The following is a 26787-nucleotide window of genomic DNA, read 5'->3' on the forward strand; positions in this document are numbered from 1 at the left end:
TACTTACGAGATGTAATCCTGAGCCTCTTGCACCTCAAAAAGTGGCCGGTGTTGCGCTCGGTTAGAAAGTTCTCGGCTAATCCCTATCCTCTACTCAAGCTAATCCGAGGGTTGTGATAAAAGCCTGCGACCAGGCCTTCATCATATTCAAGCCTGAGTCCGACACCGGATTGCCCTATAGAAAACGGGGTCAAACCGGCGTGGGCGTGTCGCCCCCTCTCCCATAGGAAGAGGGAAAGCAAACAACAGTATCGCGCTCTTCACAGACCTGGCCACCCATCCCGGCGATCGGTGTCCAGTCCAGGACAAAAGATTCTTGTTCTCGGATGTCTCGATTTTTGTGAAGAGTGCTCCAAAAGCCCGAATCCAAACGATTGCGCTTCTGGTCAAGCGAAGCGTTGGCTTTACAGGGGTATAAGCGCTTTTGTATATTCAAGTTCGCATGCGGGCCTCCGCTTCAGCGGCCTCTTAATCGGCTTCCTTCTCAGGGAAGGGGCCTCGAGGGTTTGCTTGGCGGGGCATCTTTTTTTATGCTGGTTTAGTTTGAGAGGCTCTGATGAAAACCGCCGAAATCCGCGAGAAATTTCTCCAGTTCTTTGAGTCCAAGGGGCACCTGCGCCTGCCGAGCTTTAGCGTGATACCCCAGGACGACCCCACCCTGCTCTTCATCAACGCCGGTATGACCCCCCTCAAGCCCTACTTTTTGGGCAAAAAACCGGTTTTTCCTGGTCACGAGGGGGAATGGTACCGGGTGACCACCTGCCAGAAGTCGGTACGCACCGGCGACATCGAGAATGTGGGGCGCACCAACCGCCACCAGACCGTGTTCGAGATGCTGGGCAACTTCAGCTTTGGCGACTACTTCAAAAAAGAGGCCATCGAGTGGGCCTGGGAGTTCCTGACCGATCCAAAGTGGCTGGGCCTGGACCCCGAACGCATCTATGTCACCATCTACAAGGACGACGACGAGGCCTTCGAGCACTGGACGCGGGTGGGCGTGCCCCCCGAAAAAATCCACCGCTTCGATGCCGATGAGAACTTCTGGCCACAAAACGCCCCCACCAAAGGCCCCAACGGCCCCTGCGGGCCGTGCAGTGAGATTTACTACGACCGGGGGCCCGCGTTTGGCAGCGATACCTGGGCCGACTACTACGAGACCCGCGAGAGCACCCGCTTTGTGGAAATCTGGAACCTGGTTTTCCCGCAGTACGACCGCAAGGACGGCGGCATCCTGGAACCCTTACCCAAGCCCAACATTGACACCGGGATGGGCCTGGCACGGGTAGCCATGGTGTTGCAGGGCGTAACCGATTTCTACGAGACCGACGAGTTCCAGCCCCTGATTGCCAAAATTGTGGAGCTGACCGGCGTCAGCTACGAGGGCCCCAGCTCGGTGGCGCACCGGGTCATCTCCGAACACGCCCGCGCGGTGGCCTTCATCCTGGCCGATGGGGCCCACTTCTCCAACACCGGGCGCGGCTACGTGGTGCGCCGCCTGTTGCGTCGGGCGGTGCGCTTCGGCTACCTGCTGGGCCTGCGCGAGCCCTTCATGTACAAGCTGGCCGAGGTGGTGGCCGAGGTGATGGGCGGGGTCTACCCCGAGCTCAAAGAGAACCTGGAAAGCGTGCAGAAACAGATCAAGATTGAAGAAGAGCAGTTTTTGCGGACGCTCGAGAGCGGCATCAAGCGCCTGGACAGCATGCTGGCAGGCCTGAAGCCCGGCGATACGCTCTCGGGTAGGGATGCCTTCACCCTCTACGACACCTACGGCTTCCCGCTCGACCTCACGCTGGAGATTGCCGACGAGCGCGGCATCAAGGTGGATACCGAGGGTTACGAGAAAGCCCTGGAAGAAGCCCAGGAGCTGGCCCGCCAGCGCATGGCCTTCGACAAGGAACTTTTCAAGAAGTCCAACGAAGCCCTGGCCGCCCTGGCCGCCGACTACGGGGGCACGAGCTTTGTGGGCTACGAAGACCTCGAGGCCCAGGCCCAGGTCAAGCTGCTGCTGGTGGGCGAGCAGACCCTGCAAGAAGCTCCCGCCGGAACCGAGGTGCAGGTGGTGCTGGACAAAACCCCCTTCTACGCTGAAGGGGGCGGCCAGGTGGGGGATACCGGCATCCTGGAATGGGAAGGCGGCTGGGCCAGGGTCTCTACCACTCAGAAAAACCCCGATGGCATCTTCTTGCACCTGGCGCGGGTGGAAGAGGGCACCCTCAAGTCCGGTACGGTGGTGCGGGCCCTGGTGGACATCCACCGCCGCGACACCGAGAAAAACCATACCGCCACCCACCTGCTGCACGCGGCGCTGCGGGCCGTGCTGGGTACGCACGTCCAGCAAAAAGGGAGCTACGTGGGGCCGGATCGGCTGCGCTTCGACTTCAGCCAGTTCGAGCCGATTGCGCCCAGAGACCTGGCCCGGATTGAGCTGCTGGTCAACCGCTGGATTCAGGCCGATTTCCCGGTCAGCTACACCTATAAGCCCCTGGAAGAAGCCCGCAAGGAAGGGGCCATGGCCCTCTTTGGCGAAAAGTACGGCGATGTGGTGCGGGTGGTGAGCGTGGAGGGCACGGTGGACAAAGTGGCCTCCAAGGAGCTTTGCGGCGGCTGTCATGTGCGGCGCACCGGCGAGATTGGCGCATTCGTGATTGTGGGCGAGGAGTCGGTGGCGGCGGGGGTACGGCGCATCGAGGCCCTGACCGGCACCGGAGCCACCCAGTATGTGCGCGAGATGCTGGATCGAATGAATAGCCTGGCTCGCGAGCTGGGCACAGCCCCCGAAACCCTGCCGGAGCGGGTAGGTAAGCTACAGGACGAGCTCAAGGCGCGGGAAAAGGAAGTTGAGAAGCTGAAGCTGGATCTGGCTCGAGCCCAGCTGGGGGGCGGCTCGGCGGGAGCCCGGCTGCAGGAGGCGAACGGCTACACCTATCTGGCAGTCAAACTCGAGGGCATCGAGGCCGGGGCCCTGCGCGGCGCAGCCGACGAACTGCTGGACAAGCACCAAGCCGACCTGGTGGCGGTGGGCTCGGGTCAGAACCTGGTGATCAAGGTGAGCAAGGCCGCCCAGGACAAAGGTCTGGACGCGGGCGCGGTGATGAAGAAGCTCTCGGAGGCCGCCGGGGGGCGCGGCGGTGGCAAGGGGGCGCTGGCCCAGGGCGGGGGGTTCGACCTGGACAAGGCCTTTGGGGCGCTCGAGGCAGCACTGGGATAGGATAGAGCGCTCTTTACAAAAACCGAGCTGTCCGGGATTCAAAATCCTTTGTCCTGGACAGAACAGCGGCCGCCCATCCAGGCGGCCACGTCTGTGAAGAGCGCTGTAATATCTTGTTTGAACCGCAAAAATTGGCGGCATGCCCTCATTTACTCCAGCCACCTGGGCAGAATAATAAGCAGGATGAAAGTAGTCGCGCTGGATGTGGGGGAGGCCCGAATTGGCCTGGCGGTGGGCGAAACGGGTTCGCCTTGGGCCTTTGGCCGGGGCTACCTGGTTCGTAAAAACCTCGAGGCCGACCTCAAAGCCCTGGCGGCCGTGGCCGAACAGGAGCGGGCCGAGCGCTTTGTGGTGGGGCTCCCTCTGCGTACCGACGGCAGCCTGAGTGCCCAGGCCGAACGGGTGCTGGCCCTGGTCGAGGCCATGCGTGAGCAGGGCCTACAGGTTGAGCTCCTGGACGAGCGCTATACCACCAAGCTGGGGCAGCACCGCCTGATGAACGCCCCCAAGCGCATCCGGCAAGAGAAGGGTAAGCTAGATGAGGCGGCAGCCATTGCGCTGCTCGAGTCTTATTTGGCCCGTGTCTGAGCCGCGCATTCTGGAGTATCTAGCATGGATGAGCCCCACAAGCCCTCCCTTCCAGAGGCACCCCCAACGGCCCCCGACGACCCCCAGGAACGGGGCAAGTCGCCCACCCGCTGGATTCTGCGGGGGGTGCTGTTCATGTTTGTGCTGGTGGCGGTGGTGTTGGGCTACGCCCTCTACCTGATGGGCCCTACCGGCACCATCGCCGAGATTCGCATTCCCAAGGGCAGCGGGGCTGCGGCGGTGGGGCGTTTGCTCGAGCAGGCCGGGCTGGTGCGCTCGGGCTACCTGTTTACCCTGTACCTGCGCTTTTCCGGGCAGGATAAAGAACTCAAACCTGGCTACTACAAGCTCGAGGGCAAGGGCCTGCGGGCCATCGCCCTGGCCATCACCGACGAGTCGCGCCCCCTCACGGTACGCATCACCTTTCCCGAAGGCTGGCGAGCGGTGGACATGGCCCAGCGCCTGAGTGAGAACAACCTGGACGGCCCCAAGTTCCTCGAACTCGTCAACAACCCACCCCCCGAGCTACGCCCTGCCGAGGCCCGGGGGCCTACCCTCGAGGGCTACCTCTTCCCCGCTACCTACGAGTTTCCCCTCGACTATACCGCCGAAGACGTAATCCGCACCATGACCCGCCGTATGGAGCAGGAGTTCACGCCTTCGGCCCAGAGCCGCCTGAAGCAGCTGGGGCTTTCCAGCATCCACGACTGGGTTACGCTGGCCTCCATCGTGCAGGCTGAGGCCGCCAACAGCAGCGAAAAGCCCGTCATCGCCGGAATCTTCCTCAACCGCCTGGAAATCGGGATGCCGCTCCAGGCCGACCCCACGGTGGCCTACGGCCTGGGCAAACGCCTGCCCGAACTCAACCGCAGCGCGGGCGACTTCGAAAAAGACACCCCCTACAACAGCTACACCCGGCGCGGCCTGCCCCCCGGTGCCATTGGCAACCCCGGCGCCGAAGCCCTGCGGGCCGTACTCAACCCTACCCGCACCAACGAAAAAGGCCAGAAATACCTGTACTTCCTGCACGCCCAGGGGCGTTTGTTCCTGAATGTGGACTTTCAGGGGCATCTGCGCGATACGGCAAAGTATTATCGCTAGTTTGCTGCTGATGGTCGATGGCTCATAGCCTATAACCCGTGCTTGATGGCCCGCAGTACATAGCCGGTTTGCAAAAACCTCTGGCCTCGCAGGCTCTCAAGCTTGAACTGTGGACGCAATTCCTGGGGTGTTTGCTTAAGCCCTACCCACGTCCCAGTCGCACCTGATACAGCACCACCCCCAGGGCTACCGCCGCATTCAGGCTTTCGGCCCCTTCGGCCAGGGGAATTTTGGCCAGCTCGTCGCAGTGCTCGGTAACCAGGCGGCGCATACCCTCGCCTTCCGAGCCAATTACAATCGCCAGGGGGCGACGGTAGTCCAGTTCGGCGATGGTCTTGCTGGCTTTGCCACTGGTACCGTAGACCCAGACCCCCTGCTGCTTGATTTGCTCCAGATACCGCGCAAGGTTCTTGACCTGCACTAGAGGAATCTTGCGCGCAGTGCCTGCCGAGGCTTTGAGCACCAGCGCCGACAAGGGCGCACTGCGGCGCTCTTCGGTGATGACCCCATGCGCCCCCAGCGCAAAGGCGCTGCGGATCAGGGCCCCGTAGTTGCGCGGGTCGGTCACGCCATCCAGCACCACCAGCAAGACCTGCTCGCCACGCTGCTGGGCCAGCCGAAAGGGGGCCTCCGGGTCGGCATAGGTGGCCTCTTCAATCTCGGCTACCAGCCCCTGGTGCTGGGTGGTTCGCACCATCTGGTCGAGCTCGATGCGGGGCACCAGCCTGTAGGGGGCTCCCAGCTTCTCGAGTTCCTTCAAGAGCCAGTTTTCCACGCCCCTGGCCACCCAGACCTGTTCCACCTGGCCCTCGCGCAGAGCCTCCAAAACCGGGTTGCGTCCGTAGATCAGCATACTGTCAGTCTAGGGTACAAATAAAAATCCCACCCAAAGGGTGGGGGTGGGATTTAAGGGCCGGGCTATTGTGCTCTTCACAGGCGTGGTCGCTCATCAAGGCGGCCACTGTTCTGTTCAGGACAAAGCCTCCTCGAGGTCGGATGGCTCAAAACAGGTGAAGAGCACTCTAGTTGCTATGCTGCACGACCGATTCGTCAATCAGGGTCTGGCGGGCGGCGTTGATCTGCAGGGCTTTCACCTTGACGTACTGGGCGCTGGTGGCGTGGGCCAGGGCGGTTTCCAGGTCAATCTGGTCGCGAGCGTAGAGCTCAGCCAGGTGGTCGTCGAAGGTCTGCATCCCATCGAGCGACGAATCCTTGAGAGCCTCGTAGATTTCGTTGGTACGATCAGGGTCTTTGATCAGGTCGCGAATGCGCAGATTGCCCTTAAGGATTTCCATCGCACACACCCGCCCCCCTTGCTTGCCGGGCAGCAAGCGCTGGGAAACAATGCCCACTAGCGACTCAGCAAAGAGGATGCGGGCCACCTCCCGCTCGTGCGGGGGGAAGAGGTCAAGCACGCGGTTGACGGTCCGCACGGTATCCAGGGTGTGCAGCGTAGAGAAGACCAGGTGGCCGGTCTGGGCCGCTTCCAGGGCTGCCGCCGCGGTGGCGTGGTCGCGAATCTCCCCAATCATGATTACGTCGGGATCCTGGCGCATGGCCGCTACCAGCCCATCCTTGAAGCTGGGGGCATCCTGACCGATCTCGCGCTGTACCACGATGGAATTTTTGCTCCGGTGCAGGTACTCGATGGGGTCTTCCAGGGTCACGATCATTTTGGAGTGGTGCTGGTTAATCTCATCGAGGATGCGGGCCAGGGTGGTGGACTTGCCAGAGCCGGTGGGGCCGGTGACCAGTACCAGGCCCTTTTCCTTATCGCGGAAGAAGTTGATGGTTTCCTGGGGCAGCGAGACGATCTTGAGCTTGCTCTCGTCGGAGTTGACCACCCGCATCACGCAGCTTACCGAGCCGCGCTGCCGAAACAGGTTGACGCGGAAACGGGCCACCCCCTGCACCGAGTAGGCCAGATCTACCTGGTTGCGTTCAGCAAAAATGGCTTTTTGCCGCTCGTTGCACATCATATCCACCAGCGCGGCGGTGTACTGGGGCGTGAGGGGGCTTTGGGTGATGGGGCCAAGTTTACCGTGCAGGCGAGCCATTAGTGGCAAACCCGCGTGCATGTGGATGTCGGAAACCCCTCGGGTAACTAGATTGGCGAGCAGTTCGGGAAAAGTCATAAGTAACTGCGATTGTAAGAAGACTTTATCAGGTAGGCCGAGCTTCATGAACATTTGGCTGTTACGTTAATTTTGGTTGTTTGCGCTTGACAGCCAGCAAGGGGGATTCTCTTGTGTTTATCGGGTTTCTAGCCCAAAATGGGGGCGTTACGCGGTAGTGCAGGAGCGTTACATTCTGGAATCTTCCGCAGGGGCTTTCGTCCTGATGGACGGAGGCTAGATTAGAGTCAGAAGGACAAGGGGGGCGTAATGTACAAAAAAATCCTGATGCCTACTGATGGTAGTGCTTGCAGCCAGAGAGCCATTACAGAAGGTTTGGAGGTTGCCAAGAGCATGGGAGCCAGCGTGACGTTCTTATATGCGGTGGAGAACATCAGCTCGAGCCTGTGGATCAGCCCCGAGAGCGTGCCCTATGGCCTCGAGCTGATCGAAGACCTCAAGCGGGTAGGCAACGAGGCCCTCAGTAAAGCCGCCGAGCTGGCCCAGGCCGCCGGGGTAGCCGCCGAGACCAAGCTGGTCGAGGCCAGGCCGGTAGACGCCATCCTGGCCGAAGCCAAGAACCACGACCTGATCGTGATGGGCACCCACGGACGCAGTGGGCTGGATCGCTTCATGCTGGGCTCGGTAACGGAGGCGGTGTTGCACCGTTCGGACAAGCCGGTGCTGGTGCTGCGCAGTAAGTGATACGCTTATTGGTGAGGCATCATCAGTTTGGGGCTGGTCAGGGGTTGCTTTCCCCTAGTCTCTGCGTTCAAACCACCCCAGGAAAGCATGGCTAGTGCAGTCTGGCCCATATGAAGGCTCGCTTTGGAGCGCATTTTTCGGTAAGGAAACGATTGATAAAAAGTAAGGACAACTGTACCATTGGTGTATGATGCGGCAAACTAGCAAAATCACAAGCAAGGGGCAAATCACCCTGCCCATCGCCATTCGCAGGTTGCTGGCGCTAAAAGAGGGTGATCGAGTTTTGTTCGAGGTCGACGACAGCGGGAATGTACGCATGCGCCCGGAGGGTCGCGAGGGACGTTTTGCCAAATACCGGGGGGTGGGGGTGGGCCACCTCAAGACCCAGCAACAAGCTGATGAGTGGCTCAAAGCCCTGCGCGGGCGCAAGGAATGATTACTGCCCTGGACACCAACATCCTGATTGGGCTGTGGTTGCCCGATCATCCCTTCAATCAAAAAGCTGAACGCGCCCTGGAGGCCGCTGCAGCAGCAGGTTCTTTGATCATTACACCTATGGTCTATGCTGAGTTGCTGGCTGCGCCGGGGAAAACCCGCCTGTGGGTAGAAGAATTCCTTGACGATGTGGGGATTCGGGTAGATTGGAACATCACCGAAACAAGCTGGCTAGAGGCCGGTGAAGCCTTCGCGGATTACGCCCATCGTCGTCGCAAGCAGACCACCCAGGCACCCCGCCGTATTCTGGCCGACTTTGTGATTGGAGCGCACGCCCTGCACCAGGCCGACCGTTTGCTCAGTACCGATGGCTGGTATAAAACCATCTACAAAAGACTGCGGCTGGAGGTGGTGCGGTAAGCGAAGACATGGTGTGGTTCCTGGCGCATAGGGTCACGTGAGAACGGTTACCACAAGTGCCCTGCATATGCCAGCTTTATCGTGTCCATCACAGATGTGGGATGTGGCCACCCATCCAGGGCCATTGTGCAGTCCAGGACAAAGCTTTCTCACAGCCGAATGGCTCTACACATGTGGAGGGCGCTCTGCTACGCAGTGGTTTTCCCCGTCACCAAGAAAATCCAAACCGGAAATCAAAAGCTCCGCACGGTAGACTGTTTTAGTGATGCGCAAACTGCGTGCCCTCCTGTCGGTCTGGTATGCCTACTTTCTGGAATACCGCGCCGAGGTGCTGCTCTGGTCGCTCGCGGCCATGCTGCCCCTGATCTTGATGGGGGTCTGGACCCAGGCCGCTGATGGGGGGAGTTTCGCGCTTTCGGCAGAGGAGTTCGCCCGCTACTTTCTGTGCGTGTTTCTGGTGCGCCAGCTCACCATCGTCTGGGTGATCTGGGAGTTTCAGGACGACGTGGTGCAGGGGCGGCTCTCGTTCAAGCTGCTGAAGCCCATTGATCCCGGCTGGGACCACCTGATGCAGCACGTGGCCGAGCGCCTGACCCGGCTGCCCTTTGGGCTTGTCATTGTGGCGGTTTTTCTGCTGGTCTATCCGCAGGCCCGCTTCGTGCCCGAGGTGGAAGGTGTGGCGTTGGGGCTGGTGGCCTCGGTGGCCGCTTTTCTGTTGCGCTTCCTGATGCAGTACACCTTCGCCATGCTGTGCTTCTGGACGGAGCGCGGGGCCGCCGTGGAGGAGCTGTGGTTTATGGCCTATCTTTTTCTTTCGGGCCTGATTGCGCCCCTGTCGGTTTTCCCCGAAGCGGTTCGCAACATTGCGCTCCTCACACCCTTTCCCTACCTGGTCTACTTTCCGGCCTCGCTCTTTGCCGGGCTGCCGGTAACGGGCAGTGTGACCCAGGGGTTTTTGGTGCTGGGGGTGTGGTTTGCGGTGTTCTGGTCAATCAACCGCTGGCTCTGGCGCAAGGGGCTCGAGCAGTTCTCCGGCATGGGGGCTTGAGCGTCTCGGGTCACAGCTTAATATCGGTGCATACGCTACGCTTGGGAACAAGTCATGTCCTCGCTTCGTCTGCGCCTCTTGGGAGCACCTGCGGTAGAGCAGGCGGGAAGGCCGCTGACCCTGCCCACCCGCAAGCTGTTGGGGCTGCTGGCCTACTTGGCCCTGGAAGGCCCCGCCCCCCGGAGCAGGCTGGCCGGGCTGTTCTGGAGCGAGCAGGACGAGGCCACCGCGCGGGGCAACCTGCGGCGTGAACTCAACCGGCTACGGCACACGCCTATTGCAACCCTGCTGCAAACCGACCGCGACCTGCTGCAACTGGGGCCTATCCTGACCGACGTAGCAGAGTTCCAAACCCACCTGAAGGAAGGGGCCCTCGAGCCCGCCCTGGCCCTTTACCGGGGGCCGTTGCTCCTGGGGCTGGAACTCACGGGCGCAGAGGGTTTTACCGAGTGGCTCGAGGCCCGGCGCGAGGAACTGGCCCGCCTGTGGCGCGAGGCCTTGCAAAGGCAAGCCGAACGCCTCGAGGCCGCCCACGACCTGCAGGGCGCCCTCTCGGCGCGGCTGGCGCTCCTGCGCGAAGACGAACTGCAAGAGCTGCACCACCGCGAGGCCATGCGGCTCCACGCCCTCCTGGGCGAACGGGAGGCTGCCCTGGCCCGCTTTGCCCGGCTCCAGGAGCTGCTCCGCAAAGAACTGCGCCTGGAGCCGCTACCCGAGACCCTGGCGCTGGCCCGGCAGATTGAGCAAGGCGCCCTGGCCACCCCGCCAGCCTCCCCGCCAACTCCAGCCCCGCAAGGTGTCGCACTCCACCCCCCCTTGATCGGGCGCGAGCGCGAGTGGGCCCGCATGGAAGCGGCCTGGGAGGCCCGGCAGGCCATCTACCTGGCGGGGCCGCCGGGGGTGGGGAAAAGCCGGTTGCTGCTCGAGTTTGCCCAGCACAAAGGCCCCTTTTTTCTGTTGCAGGCCCAGCCCTCTGATAGCGGCATCCCCTATGCCTTTTACAGCCGGGCCATCCGGCAGTCGCTGGCCCAGTTTCCGAACCTGCCGCTCCCGCCCTGGGCACGGCGGGAGCTGGCCCGATTGGTGCCCGAGCTCTCGGACGAGCCGCCGCCGCCCATCACCACCGCAGAGGGCAAGCTGCGGCTGCTAGAAGCCATTACCGAGGTGATCCGGGCCCTGGGGCAGCAGGGGGTGAGAAGCATCGTCACCGACGACTTGCAGTTCGTGCAGGATGCCGCCAGCAATGAGATGGCCACCTACGCCATGTCCCGGCTGCTGCCCGAAGGGGTGCTGCGCCCGCTGGTGGCCTTCCGCCCGGAAGAGCTGAACCCCCTGGTTCAGGAGACCATCCGGCAACAGGCCCTTCAGGGCCAGGCCCTTCTGATTGAACTGAAGCCGCTCTCCGAGACCGACCTCCTGCGGCTGGTGCGGGCCCTTTCGGGCGCCTCGGGGGCCATCCGCTTCACCCAGCGCCTGTACGGGGCCACCGGGGGCAACCCGCTGTTTGTGCTCGAGACCCTCAAGTCGCTCTTTGAGTCGGGGGCGTTGCAAACGGGCCCGGAGGGCTGGCGCACCCCCTACGACCACGAGACCACCGACTACCGCGAGCTACCCCTGCCAGCCTCGGTGCGCGAGGTGGTGTGGCGCCGCCTGGAGCGCCTGGGGCCCGCACCCCGGCGGCTCCTGGAGGCTGCCAGCCTGGCTGGCGATGGCTTCGAGCTGGAGGCGCTAGGGGGGGCCACCGCCCTGTCGGAGTGGGAAAGCCTGGAGGCCCTCGAGCAGGCCCTGGCCGCCGACCTCTTACGCCCCTGGGGCCCGGGCTACGCCTTCAGCCACGACCTGCTGCGGCGCTCGGTTCGGGAGGGCCTGAGCCCAGAGCGCCGGCAGCTCCTGCACCGCAAACTGGCCCAGAGCCTGGAGCGGCAGGGCGGCAGCCCGGCCCGCATTGCCGAGCACTGGGAAGAGGGCGGAAAGCCCAGAGAGGCCATCCCCTGGCGCATCCGGGCCGCCGAGGCAGCGGTGCGGGTCTATGCCCACGCCGAGGCCCTGGAACAGTACCAGAAAGCCCTGTCCGACGGGGCAGAGGGCCGGGTGGCCTTCGAGGTTCAGCGCGAACGGGCCCGGCTCTGGCAAACCCTGGACGAGCGCACCCCCTGGGCCGAGGCCCTTGAGGCCATGCAGCACCTGGCCGACGAACTAGGAGAGGCCCCCTTGCAGGCCGAGGCCCGGCTGGGCTGGGCCGAGCATCACCTGCTCTGTGGACGCTACCGGGAGGCTTTAGCGGAGGCCGAGGGGGTGTTGGAGCAACCTCACCTGTCGGAGCCTCTCCATACCGGGGCCCAGCACCTGGCCGGGCTGGCCCTGATCGCCCAGGGCCGACTAGTCGAGGCCGAGCCCCGCCTCGAGGCCGCCCTGGGCGCTCCCCTTCCCCCGCAAGCCGACCCGTCGGCGCTGGCGCAGCGCGGCAAGCTCCACATAGCGCTGTGCAACTGCGCTCTGCAGCGCGGGGATCTGGACAAAGCCGAGCGGCATACCCACGCTGCGCTGGAGCACTACCGGCAGGCGGGTTACCAGGTGGGGCAGGTGGAGGCCCGCTCACGCCAGGGGCTGATGATGGGATTGAGGGGCAATACCGCCGGGGCCATTCTAGCCCTCGAGCAGGCCCGCGCCGAGGCCCAGGAGTTGAAGGAAAGGGTTCTGGAACGCAATATTCTGCTCAACCTGTTCAAGTTCCAGTTCGAGTCCGGCCAGCTAGCGGCGGCCCTGCCAAATCTGGAGCGCGGCCTGAGCCTGGCCCGCGAGCCACAAGACCCCCGGCTAGAAGGCATTTTCCTCAACAACCTGGGGGTGGTCTACCGGGCCACCGGTGAACTGGGCAAAGCCCTGGACAGCATCCGGGCAGCCCTGGAGATCGCCGAACGCTTTGGGATGGCCCCCCTGCTGGCCCGCCGCCGCCTGGCCCTGGCAGAGTACTACCTGGATCTGGGCAATCCCGAAGCCGCCCGGCCCCTGCTCGAGCAAGCCCGTATCCAGATCGAGGCCGCCAACCAGGGCGAGCTGATGCCCTGGCTCGAGGCCCAGCTTGCCCGCTGCGTGCTGCTGGAGGGGCGCGCCGATGCCGCTCAGCGCCGCCTGGAGCCCTGGATGAACCGCAAGCTGGCAGACCACAACGACCAGAACCGCATTGCCTGGCTGCTGGGCTGGGCCTGGCTCCGGCTGGGACGGCCCGAACTGGCACTTTCGGCAGTAGCAAAGCGCGATGCCCTACCCGCTTTCGGCGTGCGCCTGCTGGCGGTGGAACTCGAGGCCCGGCTGGCCCTGGGACAGCCCCTGCACGAAAGCCTCTCCCGTGCCGCCCATCTGCTGGCCGACCCCGGCGTGGCGCGGGTAGAGGCGCTGGATCTGTACCGGGTTCTGATTCAAGCCTACCAGCACACCCAGCAGACGGAAAAAGCCTCCGAGACCGCGCAGCTATTGCAGGCGGAGCTCGAGCGGTTGAGGCAAAGCCTCGAGGGATATCCGGAGCTACAGGAGGGGCTCGAGCGGTGGTACGGCGTTCAATAAGAACATCCCTTCTGAAAAGTTGAGGCATTCATAACGTCTAAATCTGTGAGTTGAGGGGATGGGGAGCTTTTGAGCCGATTTACAAATATCTCCAAAAAGACAGGTATCCAGGAGACTATGTTTGCGTGTTGTAGCCTGCATTGTTTTCAGTTGCCCAGTGGGCTACGTAAGCCCGGATATTCTCGACGCTTTCTACTTTGGATGACTCGCACACCCCACTTGGAAAGCTAGTCCATTTTTGCTGACGTGGACTAGTGGTCTGGTAAGTAAATTTCTGTGTCATTCCGAACGTAGCGAAGCGAAGTGAGGAATCTGATGCACCTCAATCCACAGTTTTCACAATACCCGTGCAGCACGAGATTCCTCGTTGCACTGTGTGCGCCTCGGAATGACAACATGCAGTCAAGTGCAGAAGTTGGGTTCATTGAAGGCATCCCAAATTCTTTGTTACCAGACCACTAGATCTGGAGGAAACGTGAAGATCAACATCCACGAAGCCAAGACCCGGTTTTCCCAGTTGGTCGAAAGAGCCCTGCAGGGCGAGGAGGTGATTATCTCCAAGCATGGCAAACCCCTGCTCCGGCTGGTGCCCATCGAGGGTCAGCGCCCAATGGAACTTCATCCCCACAAGCTGAGCGATGCCGAGATGGAAGAATCCTTGAAGCCCTTGAGTGAAGAAGAGCTATCAGAGTGGCTTCGTCACGGTACTGACCCCGATAAGCACTCGCTTCTACGGGCTGGGCAACAGCACCGGTGTTTCCCGGCTGTGAAGGGGTGGGCGCACCCTGGACTGGGGTTTGAGGGCCAGAATTTCCCGGGCGGCCCGCCGCCCACTGGCATAGGCCCCATGTACGGTGGCGGCCCAGGCGTTGGAGGCGGTGTGCTCTCCGGCAAAGAACAAGCGCTGGCCTACCGGCTGGGCCAGCACGCTTCGAGCCTTGGAGGCCCCCACACTGGCTTTGCTGTAGGCTCCCAGGGTGAAGGGGTCGTCGCGCCAGTGGGCCAGGCGGGCCTTGCTGGGGGTCAGCCCGGGGCGGCCTAGCGCCTGCCGCAGGGTTTCCAGGGCGTTTCGCAGGGCTTGTGCTTCGGGCAGCGCCAAAAGCTCACGGGCCTTGTCGCCGGTAGCCAGGGCCGTGAGGATCTCGGCCTCTACCCCGTGCCCCCGGGTACTGCTCCACCACTCGTCGGGGTTAGCGCCGGGCACATAAAGCTCCACGATGCCTTCAGGGAAAATGGGCTCCTCGAAGTGAAAGAAGAGCTTGACCGCATCGGTGATGCCGAGCTGCTCCAGAGCGCATTGCTTATCTTCGGGCAGATCGGGCACGAAGCGCACCCGGCCTGCCTTCAGTACCCCTAAGGGTAAGGTAATCACGGCCTGGTCGGCCTGGAAGACCCGTCCGTCGGTGGTGGTGGCCTTTACGCCAAAGGGCCCCCACGCAATAGTCTCCACCACGGCCCCGAGCCTTATATCCAGCCCGGTGGCTAGCTTTATCGCTAGTCAATCGTAGCCGTCGAGGATGCGATAATCGCCCTCTTCCGCCGATTTGTCGTACAGGAACTCGAGCGCGGCCTGGGCGCTCAAGCGCCTGGGGTTGTCGAAGTCGGAGATGTATTCTTGCAGCTTGTAGGGTACTTTCGGGCCGGTAAGCTGGTTGCGCTCCAGGTACTCGGCCAGCGACTCCTCGCCCTGGGCCTCGGGCCAGTCCACCAGCCGGATGTTGTTATACCCCTTTTGCTGGCAGCCCACCTCGGCAATGGTACACAAGCGGCCATCCGGCAGGCGCACCAGGGTGTCTTCCTGCTGGTTGAAGTGGAAGGTACGCAGGCCAAACTGTGCGGGGAGGGGGTAGGTGGGAACCTGGCTGCTGTGGATGAACTCGGCGCCAAGTTCGATGGGTACAGCGGCAAAGCTTCTATCGGTATGGATGCGTCCGCCGACGCGGTGTTGGGCTTCTAGAACTACAACCTGATGGTTCGCTTTTTGTAGGTCTTGGGCTGCTGCCAGACCGGCAACGCCAGCGCCTATGACGAGCGTTTTCATGGGAACACCTTTTTTCTACACTTCTTCTGACCTTTCTCCCGAGAATTGTTCTGGATGCTCGGGCATCACCCTGCCGACTTAGTCGCTCCACCAAGCGGTGGCATACCGCCGGGCGGGAGTTCGTCGTATTGCCTGTTACGCCTTGCGGCGCGCTATGTATGCCTTGTGATGGCAAGGCTGCCAGTATTTTGTCGGTCTACCTCCTTGTGGGCCTGAATTCCCCTTGCGGGGTAGTTTCAGTCTAGCTGAGAGATTCTGTTTGGGATGAAGGATTACCCACAATTGCCCCCAAAAAACGCATTTTTTTCGATGAGAATCAGGCGCAGAAACCAGTCTGAAACAATATATCGCTTTTTTTCACAAGTGAATACTTATGCAAAATGAAACCAGCTACGAGCGGTAGCCGGGCTGCGGCGTCCAGAACAGATGGGGGTGAGGCAGACAACCCGAGCGGGTCTGCCAGGTTTCATGACTAGCCATGCACAAGCCAGCCTTTTACTGCGGTTTGTATGCAGCAACAGGTGAGATTGGGAGCGGCAAGCCCAACAGCGCCAGAATTTTCTCCAACCGTTTGCTTTCACTCAGAAAGCCCAGACCCTTTCTGCGTACCAGCCAGGACTTGAGGGCTTTGCTGTTTTGGGGAACGTCCAGTAAGTTGCAAAGCTGCTCTACGTTGCCATGCTCAGCCGAAACGGTTTCGCTGCTGTACGAACAGACCGGACAGCTCAGATACATTGGATTGGAGTCGTACTGAAAGATGGGCTTTCCTTCGTGGTAAACCCAGAAAAGCAGAACGGCATCCTCCAGGTTCACTACGCCCAGCGCGGTGCAGTCCAGTTTCTGCGAGAGCTCGGCGGTGAGGGCTCCAAAACGTTCTTCCTGAGCGTAAAGATGTTCCAGTGATAGCTCAATCCTGGGGTACACGATCACGGTATTGCCGATAGCCCGAACCTCTGAACGATCCACAAGTTGTTCGACAGCCTTTAGCGTAGGGCCCCGCAGGGAAATGCTCTGATGGGTCACCTCTTAAGGCTAGACCGCTTTCATTTTTTGAGATAGTGAGAGCAGCTACATCAATGTCCAGCGCGATGGTTTTGTCGTGCGGGATACACCTCCCTTTGTTCAAGCTGATTCGACACCGCTCAGCGATGCTCCAACCGAGTCTGATATCAGCATATAGCGATAGCCCTGACCAAAAAAAAGCACCCCCAAAGCGGGGGCACTTTAGTCACGGGCGGAGTCCATCAATCATTGGCAGCAGAGCCTTTACCGATGAGCTTTACCTCGACCTCCTGGTTCCAATCCTTGCCGTAGACCGCTTTCAGAATGATATAGGTAACCACCCCGGTAATGATGGGTACGATGAAGACCAGCACCCACAGCAGGGTGTTGGAAAGGCCTAGGTCTACCTTGTACCCGGCCAGGGTGCTCATGATGTAGAACATCAGCATCCCAATCACAAAGCTGGTGCGGAAGGGGTGTTGGCTGGGGAGCTCGAGGTAGCGCTGCTTGTCTTTCGAGTAGTCCAGGAAGGGAATCGCCAACGCTCCCAGAATGATGATGGTGGGTACCAGGATGCCTCCCCAGAACTGCGGGCCAAAGGTAGCGCCCAGGAACTCAAAGCGCCAGTTGGCGGGAATGATTTGCAGGATTCCGTAAATCCACATGAAGTACCAGTCGGGCTTGACCGGCGGGGTGTTGGCGGTGGGGGGGCCAAAGGCCTGCACCGGATGGGCCAGGAACGCCCCGGCGATAAAGGTGGTGACTGCAATGTAGACCAGGAATAGAATCCCCATCATCGCTGCCTGCTGGGGGAAGAGCGGCACGCCCACAATCTTGCCCGGCGCGACCTTTTCGGCGTACCTGGGCTGGGTGTGCTTCTGCTTGATCATGATGGCCAGGTGGGCGCCGATCAGCCCAATCAGGGCCAGAGGCAGCCACAGCACGTGAATGGGGAAGAGCCGGGGAATGGTCTGGGCGTTGGTGGGCGAGAGCTCGCCTGCGAAGAGAATATCCGACAAAAGCTTACCCACCCAGGGGGCGGCTGCCCCAATCTCGTAGCCGATTTTGGTGGCGGTGAGGGCGTAGTTGTCGAAGGGCAGGGCATAGCCGGTGAAAGCCGTGATAATAGCCAGCACCAGCAGGAACACCCCAATAATCCAGTTCAGCTCACGCGGGTTCTTGTAGGCCCCGGTCAGGTGGATGCGCAGCATGTGTAAGAAAGCCGCGGCAATCATGATGTGGGCCGCCCAGTGGTGCAGCGAGCGCAACACCGCACCAAACGGCAGTGAGTCAATGTAAAGAATAGAGTAGTAAGCCGCCGGTACTTCCTGTCCGCCTGAGAGCGAGCCCGAGACCGGGCGGATGGAGGGCTCGTAGTTGAGGGTCAGGAAAATGCCGGTCAGCACCAGGGTGACAAAGGAAAAGAGGGTGATCTCGCCCAAAAAAAACGAGTGATGCACCGGGAAGGCCTTGCGGAAAGCTTTGGCATAGAGCTTTCCAATAGCCAAGCGATCATCTAGCCACTGATACATGCTTCCTCCCTAGACATCGGCCCCTGGCTTGCCCAGAAATTCACCCGCCACCACCACCTTGCCCCCTTCGACCCTAATGGGCAGTTGGGGAACGGGCGCGGGTACAGGGCCGCCCACCACCTTGGCCTGGTTGTAGATGTCGTACTTACCGCCGTGACAGGGGCACAGCCAGGTATCGTTTTGCCACTGACTGACGGTACAGCCCAGGTGTTTGCACACTGCCGAGTAGGCCAGTACCCCCTCGGGTGAAGCGTGCTGCTTGGTTTCGGGGCTCATCTTGGCCGGGTCGGCCAAGATGACCATGATGGTATTGGTGATCAGGTCTTTTTTGACCACATTTTCCGGGCTTTTGGGGAAGGCAATGATGAACGGGATTCGCTCGGCCTGGGCGGCTTTCAGATCGTCCAGGGTGATTTCCTGTTCGGCCTTGGGGCCGGTTGCAAACACCAGGGTATCCCCAGCCGCCACAGGCTCCTTGCTGGGTATTTTTTCCTCGCGGGGAAGCAGGCCCGCACCCACCCACAGGGTCGAGAGTACGGCTGCACCGGCACCGACTCCAATGGCTGCCTGGAGTACAGCCCGCCGTGTGGCGTGGGCCTGTGGGTCTTCGGGGTGATGCTCGTGGTGATGAGCGGTGGCTTCGTGTTCTGCCATGGTTTAGCTCCTAAGGGGTGAACCGCGTTACCAGGGGAAGTCGCCCTTCTCGTCCTCGGCCAGGACTTCCTCCTGCATAAAGAATTTTTTGTAGATGGCAATCAAGAGCGCCAGAATGAGCATCATTGCGCCAAAAACCCCTGCTTGCAGGGTAGAGGCGTTGTAGTAGCCAATTTCGGGGTTGTTGGCAAAGACCAGGGTTCGCACAAAGAAACCCGAGAGTACTACCAGCAGGATGGAGAGCACTACGCCCGCCACCATGGGCAGGCTGCTGGGCTCGGGTTCGTGCTTGCCAGGGCGTAGCTCGGAGCCCTCGAGCCAGTTGCTCATCAGTCCGATGAAGCCGTAGGTGAAGAGCACTATGGCAAAGGCAATCAGCCCGATGTTGCCCACGGTAAGATGGGGCACTACCCCGGCTTCGTGAGCGACCCGCATCTGGTTGTTCAGGTAAGCCATTAGGAACAGGGCCGCCGAAAAAACCAGGGCAAAGTAGGGCACTACGGTGTCATTCCGATACATGTCCCCTCCAGGATTTAGCGGGCCGCTTTGAACTCATCGGGCGTCACCCCGCCGAACTTGTTGCTCCAGCTATTTTTAATGTAGGTGGCAACGGCGGCCAGCTCTTCATCGGAGAGTTGGGCGAAAGCGGGCATCCCACCCTTACCCTTGAGCAGGATGTTGATGGTGTAGGCCTTGTCGGCCACGTTCTTACTGCCATCCAGGGCGGGGAAGACTCCCGGCATGCCCTTGCCGTTGGCCTGGTGACAGCCCGCGCAACTGCCGCTATAAACCTGCTCGCCCTTGGCCTTGAGGGCCTCGTCTACCGGAGCGGCTGTACCGCCGTGATCGCCACCATGCCCACCTGTCTGTGCAGCGGCAGGGGGTTTGGCCACTTCCTCGAGGGTCTTGTTGGTGACGCCCGTGGCGGCAAAGAACAGCCAGACCCCACCCAGAATGGCTGCCGTAGCGATGGCCGCTCCCAACCCAGGGAAACGCTCCCGCACAGGCTTGATTTCGGGGTCGGCGACCCGCAGCGTCACGTCCAGGGTGCCCGAGACCTCCTTGCCTTCCTCGAGGCCCTCCAGCAGCACCCCCGGGGTATTGGCCACCTTGAAGGGCACTTCTTTTACTTCCCTGGCGCCGTTGGTGTAGTGGGTGACCACCCGCAGTAGGTGCTCCCCATCGCTCAACGAGCGGGTGTCGTAGGTTACTTTGAAAGGGGGTTGGGTGAGCACCTGCACGGGCTCGGTGCCACCATCCAGATAGACTTCGATGCGCTCAATTGGCATTGCTCGTTTCCTCCTCGCCAGACCTATTTGGGGGGTCTGGACGCTGCTCCCAAGACTACCAGAAAAAGAGGGGATTAATCCCCTTGTGAGAAATAGTACGAACGGTTAACAGGGGCAAATGTCCCTGCACTTGATGATAACAATAAAATTTAGTAAATAGTTTAGCAATAAAAACTGATTATTGGAAAACAAGGGCTGCTATCAGATGAGGTATTTTGCTGTCGGCCAGGACAATGAGCCTTGGGCTTATTCGAGTGCTCGGCCTGCGGCTTTTTTATTTTGGCCTTACGCATTTCCCCGCAACAGGGCCACACTCCGGCGCACACCCTCTGCGCCACCCGTTACCTCGAGGGCCACCGTTCCGGTAAACCCGCTCAGCACCTCCCGCACCCAGGCCCAGTCCACAACCCCAGACCCACAGGGCAGGTGTTCGTCCCGGCTGCCCTGATTGTCGTGCAGGTGAAAGTGAATGAGGCGATTCTTGAGCAGGCGGTGGTATTCCTGCGGCCCGCCGGAGCCGCGCTGAATGAGGGCGTGCCCCACGTCCAGGCAGAAGCCATACTGTGGGTGGGCTTCCAGCAGCCCTACCAGTTCGGCGGGTGTTTCCAGTAAATCGGTTCTGCTCAGGCCCAGGTTTTCCAGCGCGACCGGTATGGCCAGCTCGAGGCCCGCCAGTGCCTGGTGGAGGCGGTGATGGGCATGGGTGATGGCCTCCGGTAGCCGCAAGGGCACCAGGCCGGTGTGGAGCACCCCGCAAAAGGCCCCAATCTCGGCTCCAAAAGCAATGGCCTGCTGGGTGCGCTCGAGCGAGAGGCGCTGCACCTCAGGCACCAGTGAAGCAAGGTTCCAGTCCACAAAAGGCAGGTGCAGGGTAAACCCAACCCCGGCAGCCTGGCCCATTGCCGCCAGCTCCCGCGCCCCCGGTAGCCGCGGGTCCATCTCGTGCTGGTCGTAGGTGATTTCCAAAAACAGGCCCAGTTCGGCTGCCAGGTCAAAGGAGTCCCTGTAGCTGAGGCCAGCAGTGAAGGGGCTGAAACCCATTCTCATAAGACAGTCTGTGGATTATACCCCTCGGGCTTTGGGTGGCCAGCGTTACGCGGAGGTCGCCCCAGGCTTTTGTCGCGCCCTCGCAGAAGCCGTAAGGCGCTGATACCACCCTGGCCTCATACCCAACTTTCGGCGTTCCACAAGGTGGAAGTGGGTGGTGGCAAGTAGCTGGTGGGTTTCTTCTGCAGCGTGTGGACGCAAAGGGCATTGCAAGGGTGAGAAGCGCAGTATCGGAGTTCGCTGTGCAGGTACTTCAGAACTCCTCGTCCCACTCCACAATGGTCTCGCTGGTCAGGCCCGGGTTGGGCTTGGCGCTGGCACCGGCCGCACCCATGCCCGCGACCCCCGCTGCGGTGGTGGCGGTAGACTGGGGTATGGTGGCATTGCGGCCCCGCCGCAGGGGGGTGCGCTGGTTTTGTAGCAGTCCAAACTGCGCCGCGATTCCGCGCAGGCCGATTGTGGCGAAAATAATCACCAGAAGCACCGTGAGTCCCCAGAACAACTGGGCCAACAGGTTCTGCTGGATGGAGAGGTTGGTCAGGAAGCTCAGGAAAGGCAGCCTCCCGTAGCGCGAGTCGGACAGAATCGAGCCGATGTAGGAGAGCCCTTCCATCATGGCCGGGAGCAGCAGAAAGAAGAACGCCAGCCCCAGGAAACGCCAGTACATATTGCGTCCCCCAAAGGTGAGGGTCAGTAGGTAGAGGGGGAAGAAGGCCAGCATACCCATCAGGATGAATAAAAACGCCCTGGGGATGCCCAGAATGGTCTGTAACAGCCAGACCTGCGCGCTGTGAAAGCCGCCCAGGCTTTTCCCTTCCAGGGCCAGGCCGTTCTCGAGCAACTCCCCCGAAAGCACTGTAAAGTCGCTGGTGCGCAAGCCCACTGCGTTCTCAGCCTGGGCTAGCACCCGGCTGGTGCGCTGGGCCAGTTCGGGTCGCAAGGCCTCAACCAGCGGTTGCACGGCGGTTTTGTAGCGGGCATTCACCTGGGCCAGGGTACGGCGGGCCGCGTCGCTCTGGCCGGTCTCGGCCTGGGCCTGGGCCTCCAGCAAGCGCCCCCGCACCTCGAGCAGGGCCCGCTTCCAGTCGTCAATGCTATAGATACCTGCCCCCGACAGGCTATCGGCCACCCGCTCCAGTTTGCGGTTGTCCTTAATGAGGAAGCGCAGATCGGCCAGCAGCTGCTGGTAGACGTCGGGGATAGGCGCCGAAGCCGCACTTTGCACCGGGCGGGGGGCCGGGGCGGGTTTGGGTGTGGTGGGGTTTGCTGGGCGTGCGGCAGGTCGGGCTGGGGGTTGAACGGTGGCAGCCCTGACCGGAGCCACCTCCCTGGGGGCGGGCGGGGTGCGGGGGGCCTGTAGGCGAACCCCCCCAGCAGTAGGGGGGGTTTGGGCGGTAGTGGGGGGGTTACTTCGCCGCTGGCTCTGCGGCGTCGAGACCGCTTTCAGGAAGTTCTGGGCCTGGGCTACCAACCCCTGCACATCGGTTTTGAAGCCGTTCAGATTGCCGCTGGAAAGCTTACCCAGGGCATCCACAAACCCCTTGGCGGTAAGGCCCCGGGCGCGGGGGGAGTCCTGCACAATCAGATAAAGGGCATAGGCCCGGGTGGCCTCGAGGTAAGCCTGTACGGCGCTGGTCTGGGCCTGGGCCCGCTGGAGCGCGTTGGTAATGCCCTGGGCGTAGGTGCGCTCGAACAGGCGACGCAGGCCATCGAGGTTGTTGGCGGCGGCAAGGGTCTGGGCCTGGGCCTGCAGGCTGCTGGGCAGCCCGCTGGCCGAGAGCACCTTGGGCAATAGGCGGCTGGCGTCGGCGCTGTTGCCGGCTGCGAGGGCGCTGAAATAGTTGTCGTAGAGGGCCTTACCCAGGATGGCCTTGATAATCTGGATACGTGCTTCGAGGTCGGTGTTGCTGCGGCGGGCCAGGGCCTGGCGGGCATCGGCCAGCGACTGCTGCACCCCATCGCGCAGCACCGGGGCCAGATCGCCGGCCCCCTTGCGGAAGTCGTCCTCGGCCTTAGTCAGGAGCTCCAGGGCCCGCGCGGGGTTGCTATTTTGTAGCGAACGTACCTGATCCAGCGTGGGTGCGAGCTGGTCGTACAAGGTGATGGCCGGGGCGGCCCAGGCCACGCTCCACAGAGCGATAACGGCAAACCAACGCTTCATCGTCATAACCTCCTAACGCTCCACCACCTGGATGGCTTCAATCTTACCCATTCGGTATAGCAGTTGCCCCAGATTGGTCTCGTTGTGCGTGAGCACAGCCAGGTAGCCATGGTCTAGCGGGCGAAGAATCAGCTGCGCTTCCCTGAACACAGTGTAAAACACCCGGTAACTCCCTTTACGTTCAAGTAACCGATGCACCGTACTGAGCAAGCTCACCAGGCTGTCGGTGTAGGCTCCCAGCCGGGTTTCCCGCCCGTGAACCGAATCCAGCACCACGGCTAAAACCCCCTCCCCCCGGGCCAGTTCCTGCACCAGGGCTTCTCGGTCTTGCGTGCGCTCGAGATCCACGTACTCGGTGAGGTCGGTGGTCTCGAGGGTGGGCCGGGTGGGGTCGCGCGGGGCCTCGTCGCGGGGGATTTCGGTTTTGAGTTGCCGTACCAGCTTTTGCAGTTCGGGTAGCAGGCCGCTCACCGGCAGAATGCCCGTCAGCTCACGCTGCAAAGGCCCCTCGATGAGCTCTACCCAGTTGCGGGGCCCCAGCAAATCCGGCGACTGTCCCCGCAGGGTTCGTTGTAGCAGGTTGTGGGCAGCCACCGGCGAGACCATATGCGACAGGGCCTCGATAATTTTTCGTTCGATATCGTTCAAAAGTGCCCTCCAGGGGGGGTTTGGGGGCCGAACCAGGTCTGGCCTGAGGAAGATTATAGTGAAGCTCTTGTCAAAACCAGGGTCATCTTGTACCATACCCGTTGCCTGCTCGAACAGGCTCCGTTCTTTGGGGCATCGTCTAACGGCAGGACTACGGATTCTGGCTCCGTCAATCGTGGTTCGAATCCACGTGCCCCAGCCAGATTTATCTTGAAGATCTGCCTCTTGGTAGTTTTTCAAGGTAAACCCAACCCGGCCCCATCGACTAGCGGTTAGGTCACCGCCCTTTCAAGGCGGCGGCAGGGGTTCGAATCCCCTTGGGGTCACCAGCTGCCCCCGGTCTGGGCCGGGGGTTTTGGTTTTGGTGATTCACGGTCTATGGCCGATAGCCAATAGCCAATAGCGGATAGCGGATAACGATAGAGAGAACCGCTTTATGAGCCAGCCAGCACATCAATCGATGCGTTCGCGTCTTACCCTGGGGAGTGCACTGGGCCTTTTCATGACCGGAGCCATTGGGGCGGCAGTGGGGGCGGTTATTCCCCAGTGGCAGGCCGAGTTCGGGGTGAGCCGCGAGCTGGCCTGGTATTTCAACCTTTTTTTTGTAGGCGCTTTGCTGGGTATTTTCCTGAGCAGCCGGATGCGCGTGCGCCACCCCTGGCTTCCGCTGGCCCTGGTAGCGGAGGGGCTGGGGTTGTTGCTGATTGCACTTACGCCTCAGGTGGGCGGGGTTTTCCTGGCGGCGTTGTGCTTGGGGCTGGGGGTTGCGGTGGTCAATTTCCACTGCAACGCCCTGCCGCTCGAGCTGTATCCCCAGGGCCAGATGGCCATGCTCAACCGCATCAATGCGGCTTTTGGGGTGGGGGCGGTGCTGGCGCCCTTGCTGATGGTCTGGCTGCCCTGGCGCGCGGGTTATGGGGTGCTGGCCGCCGTGGCCCTGGTGGGGGCTCTACTTCTGTGGAAGGCGCCCGCCCCACCTGCGCGAATGCGTAGCGCAGAAACAAAACAGCCTTCCAGACTGCTCCCCTTTGTGCTCTTGGCGGTGGTGTCGTATGTGGCGGTGGAGCTGGTGGTCTCGAGCTTCTCCGGCCTGTATCTGCGCCACCTGGGCTACGACCCCCGGCTGGTAGGGCTCTTGCTCTCGCTGTACTGGGTGGGGCTCACGCTGGGGCGCTGGCTGCTGGCCGACTTCATTGCGGCCCGTCCGCTGGTCCGGCTGGCCGGGCTGCACCTGGGGGCGCTGGTGGTGGCGCTGTGCTATTTTGTGCCGCCCCTGGCCTGGCTCTTCCCCCTGGTGGGGTTCCTGGTGGCCCCCACTTTTCCCACCCTCTACGCCTTCACCGAGCGGCACATCGGCTACGCTGGGCTGGCCTTCCTGTTCTACGCCGCAGCGGTGGGCGGTAACCTGATTCCGGCGGCCTTTGCCCTGGTGCCCAAGGAGGCCCTGGCCCTGGGTATGCTCCTGGTAGCGGGCTGGATGGCCGCCATGACCCACCTGCTCAGGAGTAAAGGTGAAGCTCAAAGCCCTTCTATTTGACCTGGACGGCACCCTGGCCGACACCGACCGCCTGCACGAGCAGGCCTGGCTCGAGGGTCTGGCGCAACACGGTATTAAGGGTGACCACGCCTACTACCAGACCCAGATTAGCGGCGGCCTGAACCCCGAGATTGTGCGGCGCTTGCTCCCTCAGCTTTCCGAGGCCGAGGGCGAGGCTTTCCTGGCGCAAAAAGAGGCCCGTTTCCGCGAGCTGGCCGCCGGGGTTGGACCGCTGCCGGGGCTTGGCGAGCTGTGGAACTGGGCGCAGAGCCGGGGTCTGCGGCGGGCGCTGGTGAGCAACGCGCCCAGGGTGAATGCCCTCTTCATGCTCGAGCGGCTCGGTCTAAAGTTCGATGCCGTTGTACTCTCCGAAGAACTTCCCGCCGGCAAACCCGACCCGCTGCCCTACCGCACGGCGCTGGAGCAACTGGGCATAGGCCCGGACGCCGCACTGGCCTTCGAGGACTCCCCCTCGGGTGTGCGGGCTGCTGTGGGGGCCGGCCTCCGCACCGTGGCCCTTACCACCGGACACCGGCCCGAAGCCCTGGAGCAGGCCGGGGCTTTCCTGTGCATTGCCGACTTTACCGACTGGCACCTGTGGGACTGGCTGCAAAGCCACGACCCCACCGCACCCTAATAAACCCAGGGAATCAGCTTTTTGACCCGGCGCTTGTAGCCCTGGTACTCGGGGTAGAGTTGCTCCAAAAAGCGCTCCTCGAGCGCCGCTTTCCAGTCCAGCAACCCAAACAAGAGCGCGCTCAACCCCACCGTCCAGAGGTTAAGGTGCGCCAGACTGCTCCCGATGGCCCACAGCAGCACCCCGCAGTAGATGGGGTGCCGCACCACGCGGTAGAGCCCCTCCCGCACCAGATACCCCCCCGAGCGCGGCTTGGGCAGCGCGGTCAGGTTGCGCCCCAGTTGCCAGGCCGCCAGCAGCAGAATGCCCAGGCCCACCCAGGCCAGCCCCCGCCCCCATCCGATAAGCCAGGGCGGGCTAAAAGAAGGCGTGAGCCACAAGGCCAGCCCCAGCAGGCCCAGCAGGCCAAACTGCCCCACTACATACCACTCGCCCCGCTCGCCGAAGCGCATGGGGATAGGATACAGGGGTTGTGGTGTATGTGGGGATTGGAGAAATGGGATAAAATCCATACCCAAAGTGGCCAACACCAGTGACCCTGGGCCGAAAGACAAACCCTGGATGGTTACCAGTGCCAAATCAAGTTATGAATAGGAGGAATTCTGGATGAGGGCTATCTATCTCGGGAGATGTATGAACTTGCGGCATAAATCGCTTATTGGGATTGTTATACCGCAAGTGCGGCATAATTAATCACTGGTGCTAGTTGAAAAGTAGCGGGAGAAAGGAATAGGGTCTGGTGTATGCGGCCAGACCCGAGATGCATTCTATCGCTGGAAGACGTTGCTTTGGTGCTGTACGTTGGGGTAGACGATGCCCTGCGTTCGAAGGCAAAACAGCATGAACATCAACAAGCCAAGCTCAGCCTTAGTGAGTTGGTCACCATCGGGCTGATGTTCAGCCTCAAAGGCGGTTCGTTCCGTCGGTTTTACCTGTGGCTGGTCGCCAACCTGGGTGACTGCTTCCCCCATCTACCTGAACGCACCCGTTTGCAGCGACGACTACTCCAGTACCAAGCTTTGGTCGTACATTTTCTGGCCGAACCCAGCTTGTTCT

Annotated in this window: 23 protein-coding genes, 2 tRNA genes and 2 pseudogenes; 14 read left to right on the plus strand and 13 right to left on the minus strand. The window is 61.6% G+C overall.

The genetic code is table 11. The features are described 5' to 3' along the window. The first annotated feature begins 556 nt into the window (after positions 1 to 556). From alaS to mltG, 3 genes are all read left to right on the plus strand, one after another. Entirely contained in the window at positions 557 to 3208 is a 2652-nt protein-coding gene (gene alaS / locus J3L12_RS14335; RefSeq protein WP_208015741.1) for an alanine--tRNA ligase, read from the plus strand. Positions 3209 to 3391: 183 nt separating this feature from the next. Beyond that, the gene (gene ruvX / locus J3L12_RS14340) at positions 3392 to 3796 is read left to right on the plus strand and encodes a Holliday junction resolvase RuvX (RefSeq protein WP_208015742.1); all 405 of its coding nucleotides are present in this window, start codon (positions 3392 to 3394) and stop codon (positions 3794 to 3796) included. Between the two features lie 24 nt (positions 3797 to 3820). Then, entirely contained in the window at positions 3821 to 4897 is a 1077-nt protein-coding gene (mltG, locus tag J3L12_RS14345; RefSeq protein ID WP_208015743.1) for an endolytic transglycosylase MltG, read from the plus strand. 142 nt (positions 4898 to 5039) lie between these two features. On the opposite strand, the gene rlmB is transcribed toward mltG, so the two are convergent. Both rlmB and J3L12_RS14355 read right to left on the minus strand, forming a co-directional pair. Further along, complete coding sequence (gene rlmB, locus J3L12_RS14350; RefSeq protein WP_208015744.1) at positions 5040 to 5750, minus strand: 23S rRNA (guanosine(2251)-2'-O)-methyltransferase RlmB; 711 nt, start codon at positions 5748 to 5750, stop codon at positions 5040 to 5042. Between the two features lie 169 nt (positions 5751 to 5919). After that, positions 5920 to 7032, minus strand: coding sequence for a PilT/PilU family type 4a pilus ATPase (locus J3L12_RS14355; protein WP_208015745.1), 1113 nt, complete (start codon positions 7030 to 7032; stop codon positions 5920 to 5922). A gap of 249 nt (positions 7033 to 7281) precedes the next feature. On the opposite strand from J3L12_RS14355, the gene J3L12_RS14360 reads away from it, so the two are divergent. From J3L12_RS14360 to J3L12_RS16805, 6 genes and pseudogenes are all read left to right on the plus strand, one after another. Continuing rightward, entirely contained in the window at positions 7282 to 7716 is a 435-nt protein-coding gene (locus J3L12_RS14360; protein ID WP_208015746.1) for a universal stress protein, read from the plus strand. Positions 7717 to 7903: 187 nt separating this feature from the next. Further along, positions 7904 to 8152: a type II toxin-antitoxin system PrlF family antitoxin gene (locus J3L12_RS14365; RefSeq protein WP_208015747.1), complete on the plus strand. Its 249-nt coding sequence runs from the start codon at positions 7904 to 7906 to the stop codon at positions 8150 to 8152. Beyond that, positions 8149 to 8571, plus strand: a complete 423-nt coding sequence (locus J3L12_RS14370) for a type II toxin-antitoxin system VapC family toxin (RefSeq protein ID WP_208015748.1) — start codon at positions 8149 to 8151, stop codon at positions 8569 to 8571. The genes J3L12_RS14365 and J3L12_RS14370 overlap by 4 nt, the downstream gene beginning before the upstream one ends. A gap of 265 nt (positions 8572 to 8836) precedes the next feature. Next, positions 8837 to 9619: an ABC-2 family transporter protein gene (locus J3L12_RS14375; protein ID WP_208015749.1), complete on the plus strand. Its 783-nt coding sequence runs from the start codon at positions 8837 to 8839 to the stop codon at positions 9617 to 9619. A gap of 54 nt (positions 9620 to 9673) precedes the next feature. Beyond that, positions 9674 to 13183, plus strand: coding sequence for an AAA family ATPase (locus J3L12_RS14380; RefSeq protein ID WP_208015750.1), 3510 nt, complete (start codon positions 9674 to 9676; stop codon positions 13181 to 13183). Positions 13184 to 13571: 388 nt separating this feature from the next. Further along, positions 13572 to 13769, plus strand: a pseudogene (locus J3L12_RS16805) (type II toxin-antitoxin system prevent-host-death family antitoxin); the annotation flags it as partial. Between the two features lie 144 nt (positions 13770 to 13913). On the opposite strand, the gene J3L12_RS14390 reads toward J3L12_RS16805, so the two are convergent. From J3L12_RS14390 to J3L12_RS14435, 10 genes are all read right to left on the minus strand, one after another. Continuing rightward, entirely contained in the window at positions 13914 to 14675 is a 762-nt protein-coding gene (locus tag J3L12_RS14390) for an NAD(P)/FAD-dependent oxidoreductase (RefSeq protein ID WP_347708909.1), read from the minus strand. 6 nt (positions 14676 to 14681) lie between these two features. Then, positions 14682 to 15224, minus strand: coding sequence for an FAD-dependent oxidoreductase (locus J3L12_RS14395; RefSeq protein ID WP_208015752.1), 543 nt, complete (start codon positions 15222 to 15224; stop codon positions 14682 to 14684). 495 nt (positions 15225 to 15719) lie between these two features. Next, positions 15720 to 16247 (minus strand): hypothetical protein, encoded by a 528-nt coding sequence (locus tag J3L12_RS14400; protein ID WP_208015753.1) that lies wholly within the window; start codon positions 16245 to 16247, stop codon positions 15720 to 15722. A gap of 221 nt (positions 16248 to 16468) precedes the next feature. Next, positions 16469 to 17758 (minus strand): cytochrome bc complex cytochrome b subunit, encoded by a 1290-nt coding sequence (locus J3L12_RS14405; protein ID WP_208015754.1) that lies wholly within the window; start codon positions 17756 to 17758, stop codon positions 16469 to 16471. A 9-nt stretch (positions 17759 to 17767) separates the two neighbouring features. Beyond that, on the minus strand, positions 17768 to 18412 hold the full coding sequence (locus tag J3L12_RS14410) for a ubiquinol-cytochrome c reductase iron-sulfur subunit (RefSeq protein ID WP_208015755.1): 645 nt from the start codon (positions 18410 to 18412) through the stop codon (positions 17768 to 17770). 27 nt (positions 18413 to 18439) lie between these two features. After that, positions 18440 to 18931 (minus strand): cytochrome C, encoded by a 492-nt coding sequence (locus tag J3L12_RS14415; RefSeq protein ID WP_208015756.1) that lies wholly within the window; start codon positions 18929 to 18931, stop codon positions 18440 to 18442. Positions 18932 to 18945: 14 nt separating this feature from the next. After that, entirely contained in the window at positions 18946 to 19701 is a 756-nt protein-coding gene (locus tag J3L12_RS14420; RefSeq protein WP_208015757.1) for a cytochrome c, read from the minus strand. A gap of 285 nt (positions 19702 to 19986) precedes the next feature. Next, positions 19987 to 20748, minus strand: a complete 762-nt coding sequence (locus J3L12_RS14425; RefSeq protein ID WP_208015758.1) for a sugar phosphate isomerase/epimerase family protein — start codon at positions 20746 to 20748, stop codon at positions 19987 to 19989. 253 nt (positions 20749 to 21001) lie between these two features. After that, positions 21002 to 22909: a hypothetical protein gene (locus J3L12_RS14430; protein ID WP_208015759.1), complete on the minus strand. Its 1908-nt coding sequence runs from the start codon at positions 22907 to 22909 to the stop codon at positions 21002 to 21004. A gap of 12 nt (positions 22910 to 22921) precedes the next feature. Next, positions 22922 to 23557, minus strand: coding sequence for a hypothetical protein (locus J3L12_RS14435; RefSeq protein WP_208015760.1), 636 nt, complete (start codon positions 23555 to 23557; stop codon positions 22922 to 22924). 128 nt (positions 23558 to 23685) lie between these two features. Here J3L12_RS14435 and J3L12_RS14440 point away from each other — a divergent pair. The 4 genes from J3L12_RS14440 (at position 23686) to J3L12_RS14455 (ending at position 25731) form a co-directional block, all read left to right on the plus strand. Further along, positions 23686 to 23759, plus strand: a tRNA-Gln gene (locus tag J3L12_RS14440). A gap of 52 nt (positions 23760 to 23811) precedes the next feature. Then, a tRNA-Glu gene (locus tag J3L12_RS14445) sits at positions 23812 to 23886 on the plus strand. Between the two features lie 131 nt (positions 23887 to 24017). Beyond that, positions 24018 to 25094, plus strand: coding sequence for an MFS transporter (locus tag J3L12_RS14450; RefSeq protein ID WP_208015761.1), 1077 nt, complete (start codon positions 24018 to 24020; stop codon positions 25092 to 25094). Next, positions 25069 to 25731 carry an HAD-IA family hydrolase gene (locus J3L12_RS14455; protein WP_208015762.1) on the plus strand — a complete coding sequence of 221 codons (663 nt, stop codon included), beginning with the start codon at positions 25069 to 25071 and terminating at the stop codon, positions 25729 to 25731. The genes J3L12_RS14450 and J3L12_RS14455 overlap by 26 nt, the downstream gene beginning before the upstream one ends. Here J3L12_RS14455 and J3L12_RS14460 read toward each other — a convergent pair. Then, positions 25728 to 26183 carry an isoprenylcysteine carboxylmethyltransferase family protein gene (locus J3L12_RS14460; protein ID WP_208015763.1) on the minus strand — a complete coding sequence of 152 codons (456 nt, stop codon included), beginning with the start codon at positions 26181 to 26183 and terminating at the stop codon, positions 25728 to 25730. The genes J3L12_RS14455 and J3L12_RS14460 overlap by 4 nt on opposite strands. 291 nt (positions 26184 to 26474) lie before the next feature. Between J3L12_RS14460 and J3L12_RS14465 the strand changes: the two are divergent. Continuing rightward, positions 26475 to 26787: pseudogene (locus J3L12_RS14465) on the plus strand (hypothetical protein); the annotation flags it as partial.

This window comes from Meiothermus sp. CFH 77666 (assembly GCF_017497985.1).
GTDB lineage: Bacteria > Deinococcota > Deinococci > Deinococcales > Thermaceae > Meiothermus.

Excerpts from the sequence above, each read along its gene's own strand:
- alaS (WP_208015741.1), top strand. The coding sequence starts at position 557 with ATGAAAACCGCCGAAATCCGCGAGAAATTTCTCCAGTTCTTTGAGTCC.
- ruvX (WP_208015742.1), top strand. The coding sequence starts at position 3,392 with ATGAAAGTAGTCGCGCTGGATGTGGGGGAGGCCCGAATTGGCCTGGCG.
- mltG (WP_208015743.1), top strand. The coding sequence starts at position 3,821 with ATGGATGAGCCCCACAAGCCCTCCCTTCCAGAGGCACCCCCAACGGCC.
- rlmB (WP_208015744.1), bottom strand. The coding sequence starts at position 5,750 with ATGCTGATCTACGGACGCAACCCGGTTTTGGAGGCTCTGCGCGAGGGC.
- J3L12_RS14355 (WP_208015745.1), bottom strand. The coding sequence starts at position 7,032 with ATGACTTTTCCCGAACTGCTCGCCAATCTAGTTACCCGAGGGGTTTCC.
- J3L12_RS14360 (WP_208015746.1), top strand. The coding sequence starts at position 7,282 with ATGTACAAAAAAATCCTGATGCCTACTGATGGTAGTGCTTGCAGCCAG.
- J3L12_RS14365 (WP_208015747.1), top strand. The coding sequence starts at position 7,904 with ATGATGCGGCAAACTAGCAAAATCACAAGCAAGGGGCAAATCACCCTG.
- J3L12_RS14370 (WP_208015748.1), top strand. The coding sequence starts at position 8,149 with ATGATTACTGCCCTGGACACCAACATCCTGATTGGGCTGTGGTTGCCC.
- J3L12_RS14375 (WP_208015749.1), top strand. The coding sequence starts at position 8,837 with ATGCGCAAACTGCGTGCCCTCCTGTCGGTCTGGTATGCCTACTTTCTG.
- J3L12_RS14380 (WP_208015750.1), top strand. The coding sequence starts at position 9,674 with ATGTCCTCGCTTCGTCTGCGCCTCTTGGGAGCACCTGCGGTAGAGCAG.
- J3L12_RS14395 (WP_208015752.1), bottom strand. The coding sequence starts at position 15,224 with ATGAAAACGCTCGTCATAGGCGCTGGCGTTGCCGGTCTGGCAGCAGCC.
- J3L12_RS14405 (WP_208015754.1), bottom strand. The coding sequence starts at position 17,758 with ATGTATCAGTGGCTAGATGATCGCTTGGCTATTGGAAAGCTCTATGCC.
- J3L12_RS14410 (WP_208015755.1), bottom strand. The coding sequence starts at position 18,412 with ATGGCAGAACACGAAGCCACCGCTCATCACCACGAGCATCACCCCGAA.
- J3L12_RS14415 (WP_208015756.1), bottom strand. The coding sequence starts at position 18,931 with ATGTATCGGAATGACACCGTAGTGCCCTACTTTGCCCTGGTTTTTTCG.
- J3L12_RS14420 (WP_208015757.1), bottom strand. The coding sequence starts at position 19,701 with ATGCCAATTGAGCGCATCGAAGTCTATCTGGATGGTGGCACCGAGCCC.
- J3L12_RS14425 (WP_208015758.1), bottom strand. The coding sequence starts at position 20,748 with ATGAGAATGGGTTTCAGCCCCTTCACTGCTGGCCTCAGCTACAGGGAC.
- J3L12_RS14430 (WP_208015759.1), bottom strand. The coding sequence starts at position 22,909 with ATGAAGCGTTGGTTTGCCGTTATCGCTCTGTGGAGCGTGGCCTGGGCC.
- J3L12_RS14450 (WP_208015761.1), top strand. The coding sequence starts at position 24,018 with ATGCGTTCGCGTCTTACCCTGGGGAGTGCACTGGGCCTTTTCATGACC.
- J3L12_RS14460 (WP_208015763.1), bottom strand. The coding sequence starts at position 26,183 with ATGCGCTTCGGCGAGCGGGGCGAGTGGTATGTAGTGGGGCAGTTTGGC.